Origin of the sequence: Micromonospora sp. NPDC047793 (assembly GCF_040642635.1) — a bacterium.
Lineage (GTDB): Bacteria > Actinomycetota > Actinomycetes > Mycobacteriales > Micromonosporaceae > Micromonospora.
The window spans coordinates 1-12,206 of the sequence record NZ_JBEYSG010000010.1 but is presented as its reverse complement, the minus strand read 5'-3'; the positions used below and the strand labels follow the sequence as shown (position 1 = coordinate 12,206).

Genomic DNA, 12,206 nt, shown 5'->3' with positions numbered 1-12,206 from the left:
GTCAGCCGCCAACTACTCTCGGCAGACCTCATTCTACCCCTTGACCCGCCCCGGCCAGCCGCAGCCGGGGCGGCGCGACGTCAGAGAAGCTGTTTGAGCAGCCAGGAGAACTCGCTCAGCTCGTCGATCTGCTGCGCGCTGAGCGGCTGTTCGTCGAAGTGCGCGATCTGATTTCGTATCACCCTGACCCGGTTCAGTTGGGCTACGAACTGAACCCGGTCGACCCCACCCCAGCCGAGGACATTCCAGTTGTCGTTGGCGTGTTGACGCAGCCTCTCGTTCGGCTGATCTCCATCCAGCAACCTGACGTACTCGCCAAACATCAGTTTCGAGAAGTCACCCGAGTGGCTCGGGCCCTTCAATGTTCGGACCGGATCTCCAGTCAGCTTTGGCCCAAGGCACAGCCGCAGGCGAAACTCGATCTCGCCGACGAGGAAGAAGGGTAGCGCGAGCTTGTGGAACCGTCCGGCAATATCGGCACCGGTAATAATGCCAACACATTTGCCACTGTTTTCTCGGACTAACAAATAGCCGTACTGCCGGAGCTCAGGAAGGTGAGTGAAGAGTTCCTGATGCACTTCGGCCATGGGGATAGAGTCTCGGACCATCGAGTTGGCGAGGGTCGGTGTCTCGCCCATCTCGTACCGGGCGGCGATCGAGCTCCATGTGATGACACCCTTTAGGTCGGCGAGGCCATCAATCACAGGCAGCTGCGAGTAGTTCTTCTGGCGCATCGTGTGGGTAGCGGCGCTGAGCAGGGCACTGGACGTGACAGAGGCGATTCCCGTGCGGGCCGAGGGGATATCGCCAACCTTGAACGACTGCTGGGGCAGCGCACCAGGCTGCACCTCCTCTCCGGCTTCGTCCTCGGCTACTGGCGTCGCGTTCTGCGTGACGACCAGCATGTCGGTCGTAAGTCCACAAGTGGTGAACGACGGGTGGGTATCAAGCCCCACCTCATGTAGCGCCTCCTGAATCATTGGCACGGTCTGGTAGTTGCGTACCCGCTCGCCGAACATCGCGAGTAGCTCGGGGATCCGCAGAGTTCGCCCCTTTAGCGCGAGTAGTTCCTGCCGGCTGGGGCGGCGGGCATCAACCATGCTCACCGGTCCGACTCGTCGCGGAAGACGGTGCGCTTTCCCATGGCCTCGTTGACCAATTCCACAAGGCGGGATGATCGATCGGCGTAGAAGCCTTCGAAGTCATCCACGTGCAGAGCGGCCGGATTCATTACGTGGGTGGCGACCACGTCATCGAACCATTCGGGTCGCGTACCTGTCTCCCGGGCAAGCACCTGGAGGTAAGCCGATGGTGAGCCGGTCAAGCTCTTGCTCGCCCGGTAGGAGAGCGGTGTCTTGTTCACGATTGAGTTGCCTCGGTTGTCGTTAGGGACGTGGCGGGCGATCCACTGCTTCGGAAACACCTGCCGGATGCCGACTGCATGCTGCAGAAGGGTGCCTGGGGTGAGCGGACCTTCGCTGTGGTACCAGTCGACCGCCCCCTGCTTGACGAGGAGCGCGTAGATACCTTTGTAGGCCGCGCTGTTGCGGGTGGTCAAGGTGTCCAGCCGGTCGGCCAGGAAGGCCGCCTCCGTGATGGTGTCGGGTATAACGTGCGACACGCCCGTCGCCCTAGCGACGAGTTGCTCGACGTCGCGGGTGAAGCGGCTCTCGGTGGCCCCGCCATACATCTCCCCCAGTACGCCGCACCAATACCAGCGGGTGATCAAGTCTCGGATGTCGGGTTCATCTGTCCGCTCGCTGAGGATCGCCCGCACCGCGGCCATAGGTACGAGCTGAGTCCGGTACGGCAGGTCGGTCTGGCGCACAATGAACTGTTCACTGAGGAATTCACCGACCCACTCGAACGCGCTCGCCACCCGCGGCGCTACGCGGATGAAGTCGTCCAGTGGTAGATTCAGCAGGTCGCGCCGCTTGCAGGAGACAGCCATGGTCAGCTTCTCCCTCTTGCGTTCCCAAGTGTTGACGAGCGTGACAGCCTGAAGAAAATCGCTGCGGCTCAGCCCGTCATCGATTCCCTGCTCAATGCGCCCGAAAACCGGGTACGAGGTCGCCAGGCTTTTTTTGATGTCATGCCACGCGTCCGGCAATCGGTAGTAGTCGCCGTGGGCTTTCTCGTACTGGTGGTCGCCGGCGTATGTCGCGGTCAGGAGTTCGAACACATTCAACGGGACGCCGCCAGTGTTTACCCTCTCGAACACGGAGCACACCGCATCCTTGGTGGTCGAAGCAGCCAGCTTGATCATAGGGATCTGAAACGACCGGATGTTATGCAGGATACGTTGGTCGAACTGGGCCCACAGGTCCCAGTTGGCGTCGTCCATGAGGACGAATTCTCTCTGCCAGGCTGTCACCCGGTCGCTGTCGAATACGGCACTCAGTGGAAAGTGCCTCGCTCGGCACTCCAGCGTCCGGCTACTGAGGTCGAGATGCACGGTCCGGGCGAAGTTCGATCGAAGGACCCGATCCTTCGGCACGGACACAATGGCCTCGTCCCGGTCCGTGGATGAACCGACCGCCTTGGTGATGTCCACGTAGTACCAGCGCTCGAGCTCTTTGTTGCGATCGTCGACGGTCCGCACCGGCTGGCTGAGGTGCAGGGCCTGAAACAGGGAGGTAAGCCGCTGCTGACCATCCAGCAGCAACAAGTCGGGGATAATTGATCGACCGGCCTCCGCACCGGTGAGTGTGCGCGGCCGAAACGGCTTTCTGCCACCAGTCTCGAGCGTCATGACGACGCCCAGTGGGTAGTCCAGGGTGACCGTCGCGATCAGCTCCCGGATGCGCTGGTCGTCCCACTTCCATTCGCGCTGAAAGTCCGGTAGCTGCAAGACTCCGGACTCGATATCTTTCAACAACTTCTGCAGCTTCGGACTATCGAGAGCCATCGAGCGATCCCCCTGGGAGTTCGTCAAGAGAGCGACCGGACAGGTTATCGATCTGCCTCTCTGGTTGTCAAGGACGCGACGTCCACAACGGAGATTCACCTTGGCGATCGACTAAGCCCATCGAACAGCACTGTGCTCGCGCCTCCGCAGACTGCGGCTGTTCAACGAGGGCGGATTAGGCTGACCGCAGCCCGAACGGCGACCAGCTCGACCCACTCAACTCGGCAAAGCCGTGAGTGGCTGATCATGTTCCGGAGGCCATGTAGGCGGCGAGGATGTAGTTTGGGTGGCGGTCGAGGTTCTTGCGGGCGCGGTCGTAGCGCATGGTGGTGCGCGGGTCGGCGTGGCGGGCGGCGATCTGCACGTCGCGGAGGCTGACGCCGGCGTCGAGCATGGTAGTCACGAACGTGTGGCGCAGCATGTGCGGGTGCATCCTCGGCATCCGGATGCCCGCCGTGTGGGCGAGGTGTTTGAGTCGGCGGGTGGCGGCGTGCCGGTCCATCCGCCCACCATGGATGTTGCGCAGGATCGGCCCGGCGTTGCGGTCGTCGACGGCCCGGTCGATGGCTCGGGCCACGGCTGGTGGTAGTGGGACGAGGACGACCTTGCCGCCTTTGCCGCGTACGCGTAGGACCCGGTGGCCGTGTTCCTCGCCGAGGTCGGTGATGTTCGACCCGCAGGCTTCGAAGATCCGCAGCCCGAGCAGGCCCAGGAGCGCGACCAGGGCGAAGTCGTTCGGGTTCGAGGAGTTGCGGGCGGTGGTGATCAGGGCTTCGAACTGTAGGTGCCCCAGTCCGAGGGTCGGTGATTCGGCTGGCACGGTGGGTCGGCGGACGTAGTCGGCCGGTGAGTGCTCCAGGATGGCGTCGATGACGCAGACCCGGTAGAAGCCGACCACGACGGACAGCCGACGGGAGACGGTCGAGGGCTGGTACCGGCGGATGTCTTGCAGCCAGCGCACGTACCGCTCGATGTCCACCCGCGTTGTAGCGAGCGGGTCCAGGTCGTGGTCGGCGCACCACCGGAGGAAGACACGCAGGTCGGACTCGGTGTGCACGCGGGTCTGGCCACGGTAGCGGCCCAGGAAGGCCGATACCGCGGCGTGTACGACGAGTTGGTCGGTCGGTACGACACGGGAGACGGGAGCAGGAGAGGTAGCCATATACCACCGTGCGTCACCACCGGTGATGAACACCAGTCCACCCGGAGCGGCATGTGCGTGCATCTGATCAAGCGTGGTCCCCGCGCAAGAGGCGGTGGCGTGTTCCTCGCCGAGGTCGCCGATGTTGAGCCGGTGCGGGCTGCGAGGATCGGCCGGTGGACGGCGATCTGATTGTGGCGGTGGCACGACTCCGGGATGCGTTCGTCCGGTACCCGGACAGGGCGGTGCTCGATGGCTGCCCGCATTGCCGGGGGCAGGTGCCGGTCGACGGTCATGACTTGTTCTCTTTGGCCATCAGCCTCGGCAATACGGTCGGCAGCTGTGACGACCTGAAGAGTCTGCTGCCCTTGCTGCTGGGGCGCTTGGCCACCTCGACGGAACTCGACCCAGCGATCGTGTTGGGCAAGCTGCGTCGCGGGCAGTGGCACACCTGGCCTGAAGCCGAGCAAGACGCAATTGACGGCTACCTGGATGCGGTGTGGCGGTCATTGCTGGCGACGTACCCGTCGCAGGTCGGGTCGTTCCTCGACCCGACCACCTTCCTCGACGCGGTCGTCGCCGGCGGTGAAAGCGTCACGCGATTCCTCGGTATCTGGGACGTCACGCACAGCTCGGCGGCAGACCGCCACCTTGCCGACACTGTGAACGGACTCAACTTCGCGGACCGGAGGCCGACCACGCTGGTCACCTGGCTGCGCAGTGAGACGGTCCGCGACCGACTGTATCGGGCGTTCGAGCGTGACCACGCCATGTCGTGGGGTGACGACCTGGCGCGGGCCTACGATCTCGTCCGCTCGTAACGACACTCGGTCTGCGGCTAGATCAGTGCGTCCGGATGATTGCACGGCCATGTGCCCTGGCAAACTCAGCCGGGTGTTGACCACCATCACCCCTCCGGAACGTCGGTACCGCCGCAATCGTCGTCGGACTGCTCATCGCCCTATTGACTCTCGGCACAACCACCGACCGTCCATTTACGCTGGCCTGGCTACTCGTACTCGTCGGGACCGGCCTGCGGTTGGAGGCCGCCATCCGTGCCCCGAAACGCCAGGCACGATAGTCCCGACCGCTGCCCTTCCCGGCAGTACAGCAGCCAGTACAGCAGCCCAGCTGTCGGCGTGGAGATCATCCATCTGCTGCGGGCGGGAGTGACCCGGCCGCACCTGGATCGGGCGGCCGGTGCCACCTGGCTGGCCATGGTGTGCGACAGCGCCAGGGCACTGCACGGTGTGGTCACGACGTCGGTCGAGGAGCCGACGGTCGGCCGAAACCACTACCGGGTCGGTGTGCGACTGCGTGATGCCAAGCCGTTGAGCATCCTGTTCAACGCCGCGGTCCTGGTCGCTGCGGCCGAACAGCAAGACCCCCACATGATCAACCCAGTGTTCGTTGACGTGCCCGGCGGGGACATCTACCGCCGCGCAGGGCTGCGGGTCGCCACCAGGGCCGAGCTTGATCAGCCGCCCCACGAGCGGCACCTGCATCTTCTGACCGAGCCAGAGCGCCGGGATGTCGCCTACCACCAGCCGAGCCGGCTCGGAGACCTGCTGTTCAACTGGTTCGACTGAGCCACCCTCAGCACGCACCATCGGCGGCAGATTCGGATGGTGCAGCGCGCTACTGTCTGTGTGACTCCGAGAACCAATCGGGGTTCGGATAGGGAGCCTGAGACATCATCTGCTGTACGGCGCCAGTCCTTCGTTCCCTGAGACGGCCAATGAATCGACGAGCATCTGCCACTCGTCTAGTCGACCGAGTTCCTCCGCCGTGCTGCGAATCTCCTTGAGCCAGTTGTTCGACAGCCAGGACTGCTTGACTGTGACACGCCCGTCTTGGATGCACAGATCGGACACCCAGCGCAGGCCTCGATTGACCTGCACCTCCACCGGCAACTTCCGCAGGATGCCGATGAGTCCGTCAACGCACTTAACCTCCCCGCGGGCGGCGGGTAACCAGTCGTCGATCAGCTCGACGAGGTCTTCAGCGCGAACCCAGTCGATGGGTGCACCGATGACCTCGTTATACAGGCCTTGCGTCCATGGAAGCGGGTCGGGCAGGAGGGCAGCAGCGGCCCAATCGCCCCAGTGGTGGTCCTGGTAAGGGCTCGGGTCGTCGCTCAAGTACCCGGTGGCGTGGCGCAGCAACGATGGCCAGACACCGCGGGCAGCCTCAGCCAGGCGTTCGTTCTCTGCGCCGGCCGCCGCGAAACCGTGGAGGAAGTTCGCCATCAGTCCTGCGTCCACGCGAAGAACATCGAGGTGTTCGAGCACCGGTCTGACGTCGCCGTTCTTTGCGAAGCCCTCGAGCAGGGCTCGTGCGGCGACGAGGGTGTGTGTCCCTTGGTGGTCCGCGGTCCAGCCCTTGTCTTCCTGTGCGACCATGGCGCGTCGCTGGACCTCGAGAAGGCTGGCGAGCGCCGTGGCCGCGTCGTCGGTGCAGCAGTGGTCCGAGGAGGCGGCTGCGCCGAGTCCGCGAATGGCCGAGTCGAGCACGGCGATGTCGATGGAATCGCCGGCCAACTCCCGAAGGCGTTCAGCGACGTCGCCGACAATCTGGACGTTTGACCGCCGCTGGCCGTGCTGGTCCCATGGGCCGATTTCGGCAGCACGAGCGGTCTCGACCATCCAGTTCAACGCGCTCCGGTGGATGCACGGGTCGCCGTGGCACGGCGCCGTCCAGACGACATCGCATCCGCGCGCTAAGTACAGCCGCGTCTCCAGGGATGCTTTGCCTGCCATCGCAAGGCCGGCCCTGACAACATCATCGGTTAAGCGTCCCGCCGTCTGCAGGGGGGCGATCATAGCAGGTGTGATGAACGTGGGCAGGGCTTGGGCCACGGCTCGGTCGGCGCCTAGGTCGAAGTACTGGCCCTCATGGCGCTGGTCCTCGGCGTCCTGGAACGACAAGGCAACCCCGAGAACGAACTCGGTTGCGAAGCTCGCCTCGTCGCCCAACGCAATCATGTCACCGACCGCGGCTCGTTCGGCCGCTGCCCGGACGACGTGAGCCACCGCGTCCACAGGCCGGGTCGGCGTCAGGTTTCCATCGGACTCGAGCAACGAACGGCCGACAGCCAGGTCTGTCGCGATCTCCTCCGAGGAGGGGGGGACGTAGTCGGCATCGTGCTTGGCCGAGCCCCAGTACCGGTTCTGCAGTCTCAGGGTGGTCTGCACGATCTCCTGGTACGCCGCGTGCGTCTCTTGCGCGGCCTGCACCTCAGGTGGCGGAACGACCTCAAGGTAGTACTCATCACCATGCTGCGTGATTCGGTACCGGTCTGAGTCCAGGCTTGCAGCCCAATTCTTCGTAAGCTCCTGGCTGATGCCGAGCCGGCCGCCGTTCTCGAGGAGCTGCTCGGCGACCTTCTTCAACGCCTGAATGCGCGCCTCCCCGCCGTGAGTCACCAGCCACGCGGCCACCTCACGCGGTGTCCACTGGCGGCGTTCCAGGTTCGCTAGCCCTTCAGTTGTTGCGCGTAGCCCGGAGTACTCACTCGTCCGGCGGGCGAACTCCAGTTCCCAGACGACCGGCTCGGCGAGGAACGGGTCCAGCTCGCTGTCGACGTTCTCTACGTGGCGCACCAGCAGACCGAAGAGCATCCCCGGGACCGCGAGATTCTCGCATCCTTCTAGGAGTATGTCGATGACCTTCCTCGGCGACGCACCCTGGCTCAAAACATAATCAGCGACGCGTTCCATCGCCTGGAGCGCGCTCATCGCCGGGTAGGGACCGACCGATGTGCCTCGATACCAACTCCACACGTGGCTGTCGCCCACGTACAAGCGGGCGGTGCCGTCGAGGTTGAGGACGGCACCTCGGTCTTCGCCCTCATCGTCTGCGTCTTCGGCGTCGGTCTCGAATTCTTCACTCAGCTCGGCGACCGGCCCAGCGAAGACGTCGGGCGAGTGGAGCCGGGACACTGTTTCAACTCGCGCCCGTGCACCGCTGTTCAAGATGTTGTTCAGCACCCTCACCGATGTCCGCAATGTTGCGGTTTGGAACAGCTGCCAAAATCCACCGAAGTAATACTGAAAGAACGGTGCTCCAATACCGGTCCAGCGCCCTTGATGCCCTCGGACGCCCTCATCGCGGTGCCAGCTGCGCTCGTCGTCGATGTAGTAGGCCTCCATCAACGTCGCCAACAGCTCTGGGTCCTTCTGCGCCACGGCTCGGGCGCTCAACGGCGAGTCGGCAGCCGGAGCCAGGAACGCCGGCGCGCCGTCGGCGATGGCCCGAAGGCACGCTTCGGCTGCTTCGTCGATGTCGGGCCCGAGCAGCGCTAAGGATTCGACGAACTCTTCCTTGGTGAGGTGATAATCCAACTCACGTCGACGTCGACGCCGCTCAGACATCTCCCTGGGCAGGCGGTCACCGCTGGTGTTGCGCGGAGGGAACGACTCCCAGTAGGCAAGGAGGCGACCCCGCAGCCTGATGCGCAACTCGTTCCCTGCCGGTACGTCTGCCAAGGACAGGGACTGCAACCAGTCCGCGAGCAGCTCGAACGCAGGCTTCGAGACGTTCCACGGCTCCCTTTCATCAAGGAGAATCTGCACGACGGGGGCGGCGACAACAGGGTCGACCAACGCATTGGCCTTGTGCCTCTGCTGAACCACCCGAACCACGTCACCGAGCACCAGGCCAAGGGACTCATCCGCGAAAACCGCCTTCAGGCACTCGTACGCGAACGGTGTCTCCAGAACGGCCTCTACGGGGACGTCCGCCCATCGGGGTCCATTCGACGCCACGAACGGCTTGAACTGCGAGAGTAGTTGAACGAACACGAGGGCGGGTCGAGCGCCCGGTGCTTTAAGCAGTCCCTTGCATGCCAACGTGGCAGCTGACAGCGTCCACCGGGGCACGCCAGCTGCTTCCAGCAACTCAGTCGGGTTCTGGGCGCGGACCAGAAGGATGGCGGTCGCATACCGCCGGACTTCGTCATGCGCGAACCCTGGCTGGTCCTGATATGGGCTCGCGGGCGCGAGCAGGTGATCGCGGCGCAACGCATCGACTGCCCCAGCGTCTATGCCGGCACTAGGTTGTCGGTCCCTGGGCAGTTGCATCGTCGAAGCGGCCACCGCGAGCAACGTCCGCTCACGCGCCTCCGCCGACCCGATGCCCGGTCGCCCGTCGCCCCGAACAACCCTGCGCCACACCAACTGCAGGCACTCCCACTCACCCAGTGAGCTATCGGGCTCCAAGCCGGTCCGTGCCAGCAGGTCCAACACAATAGGCCGTCGCAACAACGAGTTCGCAGACAAGTCTCGCAGGACCGCACGCAAAAGCGGGAAGTGGTCCGCAACGACCGAAATATCCTCGTCGCCCAGCGGCTTCAACGTGAAGGATGAAATGGACTTCCCGAAGCCCAGTTCCAGTTGCTCCCGCACGAAGCTGGATGCCAGCTCAGACGTGACCGCGACGACCCCAACACCCGCGGCAGCCGCAGCAAGCACCAGGTCGCTCAACATACCGGCGGACTGCTCCAGTGCAGCATCAGCGGCGTCGACAACCAGGATCCGGCTTCGTGCCGATAGTTCCGCGAGCACGTCCTCCATCGGCATCCCTAGCGCGGCACGAAGCTCCAAGCTCGACTGCGGCAGGCTGCGGAGATTCACCACCACCGCGTTGAATCCTGCGCGGCCTACAGCTTCAAGCTCTGCGACGGTCGATAGCGTCAACGCGCTCTTACCGATGCCGGACTCACCAGATATCAGCAGAGCCGATGCCTGAGTACCCGCTTCGAGCAGAGCCCCAGCGAGCTGCTCGCGCCGGTCGGCGAACGCGAGCTTGAGTCCACCGGACAACTCGTCACCGATTGTTGTCCGCACACCACCAACAGCCAGCTTTCGGTGTTCAGCGACTACCGCCCACGCGTGCCGCCTCCGTGTCGCGTCCAAGCCTAAGGCGACCGCGTCCTCCAACCAGCTGTGGACAACCGGCCGGGCCAGCCCGTCCAGCAGCGGCAGCAGATCTTCGACGCGCGCAACCCACACCGTTCCGGCCAGCCAGCCGTCACCGGCGTTATACCGGCCCGACACCACCCCGACCACCACATCATCGGCCAACCGCCGCACCGGGCCGCCACTCATCCCTGGCAGCACGTCCGTCGAAGTGAACCGCCCCAAATGCACCGCGTCATCGCGGGTCGTCCCGGACTTCCACTGCCCAGCCGCCGCGAGCCACCGGTACTGCCACGGACCGTCGTCAACCTGCACCACCCCGACCACTACTACGTCGGCCAGTAGCGGGACCCCATCAGTTGTGGCCATGCCGGCTACAGACCCCGGTAGCGGCATATCGGTGACCAGGACCGCCAGGTCACTAACCGGAGCGACCCGCACCACCCGCGCATCACGGACAGCGGTGCCGCCATTCAGCGCATCGACCGCCACTATCGCGTCGACCTCGCCGGCCGAGAGCGCATCAAGCACGTGCCACGCCGTCACCAGCACGCCGGGCGACACCTGGAAACACGTGCCGATCGGTACCCCGCCGGCGTTGAGGACCCGGCCCAGATAGTCCGGCACGCGTAGATCGCCGCTCACGACACCCCGTCGGCCTCGTCGTCGGCCTCGTCATCGTCAGTCCGGCGCGCCCCGGCATCAGCGGCGCCGGATCGCGGGTCGTACCCCACGATTACCTTCAATGCCACCTCGCCCGCGCCGCTCGCCACGATGACGTCGCCCTTCGCGGTGAACTTTAACCCGAACTCCACCTCTACCTTGTCGGGCCGGGCTCCCCGCGCGGCCAGCTGCCGTACCGTCCCCGCCACCTTCGTTGACACAGCGATGATCGCCTCCTGCGCCCGCTCGAACGCATCGATCACCTGTTGCTGCGCCCGATCCCCGATCGACGTCGGCTCTGTGCCCACTACCCGCGCCGTCTCCACCAGCACTTCGACGCCGTCTACACGCACCGCGATCACCTGACCAGCCATAGGCCAGCACCATGCCAGATCTAGTTCACCCCAACCAATCCGGAGTCCGACAGCAATTCCGAAAACCCCTGAAGACCATCCGCTCAGCCGCGCCCGAGGCAACAACGCCGGATACGCGATCAACCATCCGGACACATTCCAGCTCACTGGGAGTAGCACTGCGTCCACCACCATGCACCGTCACGCGCGGCGTTCAAGAGCCTCACAGCACCTCGGCTGGATCCAAATCCGGTGCGCGCTCATCGGCAAATCCGCGGGCCGAGGAAACGGGCTGAGCCGAGCAACAGTATGACTCAACGTCACCGACTCGCATCGGCGCCAAGCCAGGAGGCGTGTCGCTGGACGTAGACCGAACTCGGCGCCGGTGTGTCCGTGCGGCCGTACCTACCTCTGCGCTCGGACCTGTACGCCGACAACCCCTGCGAATGGTGCCCAGAAAACGGGTGGCGTTGGGCGACAGGGCTGGCCCTAACTGCTTGGTGCCCCTGGCCTCGCGTCCCCGTGAAGCTGGCTATGTGCCCCACGCCGTGCTCCGCGTACATGGCTGGCGTAGCTGGACGACGCCACTCGTCGTGTCAGGCGAGTTGTACCCGTTGTCGTTAGGGCGGAGCGTGGTGGTGGCTGGTGGTGTCGAGGCCGGCGGTGGTGAGGCGTCGGTTGTAGCGGTCGATGAGGCGATCGGCGGCGGTGTAGTCGCCGATTTGGGTGAGGATGGTGGCGGCGCGGTGGTGTAGGTCGGCGTTATAGGGGTCGATCTCGATGGCGTCTTGTAGTCGGGTGAGTGCCCGGTGGGGGTCGGTTTCGGTGGTGGCGAGGGTGGTGTAGGCGTCGAGGACCATGCGGCGGGCGGTTTCGCGGTGTGGGTCGAGCCATGGCCAGGTGTGTCCGGTGGCGAGGTCGCCGGTGTAGGTATCGATGACTGTTTGCCATGCGGTGGTCGGGGCGTTGAGGCGGGACGTGGCGTGCGTGTATGCGGCCCGGAGCTGCCACAGGTCGACGTGTGCCTGGTCGGGGTTGAGGCGGTAGCGGTCGTCGTAGCGGTCGATGACGGTGTGTCCGGTGGCGTCGCGCAGGAGGGTACGGAGGTCGCTGATGGTGGTGTAGAGGCGTGAGGTTCCCCCGGTTTGCCGGAGGGTTGGTTACCTGGCGCCGGTGGGCTCAGGCTGAACGATAGTCGTCTCGTCGGGTCGGGCCTGGTGGGT

8 protein-coding genes are annotated in these 12,206 nt (G+C 64.7%); 2 read left to right on the top strand and 6 right to left on the bottom strand.

Annotation, left to right across the window (positions count from 1 at the left end; genetic code table 11):
• Positions 1-80 precede the first annotated feature (80 nt).
• The 3 genes from ABZ738_RS20335 to ABZ738_RS20325 all read right to left on the bottom strand — a co-directional run bounded on the left by ABZ738_RS20335 (position 81) and on the right by ABZ738_RS20325 (position 4,070).
• Positions 81-1,100, bottom strand: a complete 1,020-nt coding sequence (locus ABZ738_RS20335) for a CBS domain-containing protein (RefSeq protein WP_357215608.1) — start codon at positions 1,098-1,100, stop codon at positions 81-83.
• A 2-nt stretch (positions 1,101-1,102) separates the two neighbouring features.
• The gene (locus ABZ738_RS20330) at positions 1,103-2,908 is read right to left on the bottom strand and encodes a DUF262 domain-containing protein (protein ID WP_357215274.1); all 1,806 of its coding nucleotides are present in this window, start codon (positions 2,906-2,908) and stop codon (positions 1,103-1,105) included.
• A gap of 244 nt (positions 2,909-3,152) precedes the next feature.
• Positions 3,153-4,070, bottom strand: coding sequence for a tyrosine-type recombinase/integrase (locus ABZ738_RS20325; RefSeq protein WP_357215271.1), 918 nt, complete (start codon positions 4,068-4,070; stop codon positions 3,153-3,155).
• Positions 4,071-4,225: 155 nt separating this feature from the next.
• Between ABZ738_RS20325 and ABZ738_RS20320 the strand changes: the two genes are divergently transcribed.
• Entirely contained in the window at positions 4,226-4,870 is a 645-nt protein-coding gene (locus tag ABZ738_RS20320; protein WP_357215268.1) for a hypothetical protein, read from the top strand.
• A gap of 318 nt (positions 4,871-5,188) precedes the next feature.
• Entirely contained in the window at positions 5,189-5,638 is a 450-nt protein-coding gene (locus ABZ738_RS20315; RefSeq protein WP_357215265.1) for a hypothetical protein, read from the top strand.
• A gap of 105 nt (positions 5,639-5,743) precedes the next feature.
• Here ABZ738_RS20315 and ABZ738_RS20310 read toward each other — a convergent pair whose 3' ends face one another.
• The 3 genes from ABZ738_RS20310 to ABZ738_RS20300 form a co-directional block, all read right to left on the bottom strand.
• Positions 5,744-10,594, bottom strand: a complete 4,851-nt coding sequence (locus tag ABZ738_RS20310; RefSeq protein WP_357215262.1) for a trypsin-like peptidase domain-containing protein — start codon at positions 10,592-10,594, stop codon at positions 5,744-5,746.
• 14 nt (positions 10,595-10,608) lie between these two features.
• Positions 10,609-11,004, bottom strand: coding sequence for a CU044_2847 family protein (locus tag ABZ738_RS20305; protein WP_357215259.1), 396 nt, complete (start codon positions 11,002-11,004; stop codon positions 10,609-10,611).
• A 599-nt stretch (positions 11,005-11,603) separates the two neighbouring features.
• Positions 11,604-11,843 (bottom strand): tetratricopeptide repeat protein, encoded by a 240-nt coding sequence (locus ABZ738_RS20300; protein WP_357215256.1) that lies wholly within the window; start codon positions 11,841-11,843, stop codon positions 11,604-11,606.
• Positions 11,844-12,206: the final 363 nt, after the last annotated feature.

Excerpts from the sequence above, each read along its gene's own strand:
- ABZ738_RS20335 (WP_357215608.1), bottom strand. The coding sequence starts at position 1,100 with ATGGTTGATGCCCGCCGCCCCAGCCGGCAGGAACTACTCGCGCTAAAG.
- ABZ738_RS20330 (WP_357215274.1), bottom strand. The coding sequence starts at position 2,908 with ATGGCTCTCGATAGTCCGAAGCTGCAGAAGTTGTTGAAAGATATCGAG.
- ABZ738_RS20325 (WP_357215271.1), bottom strand. The coding sequence starts at position 4,070 with ATGGCTACCTCTCCTGCTCCCGTCTCCCGTGTCGTACCGACCGACCAA.
- ABZ738_RS20305 (WP_357215259.1), bottom strand. The coding sequence starts at position 11,004 with ATGGCTGGTCAGGTGATCGCGGTGCGTGTAGACGGCGTCGAAGTGCTG.
- ABZ738_RS20300 (WP_357215256.1), bottom strand. The coding sequence starts at position 11,843 with ATGGTCCTCGACGCCTACACCACCCTCGCCACCACCGAAACCGACCCC.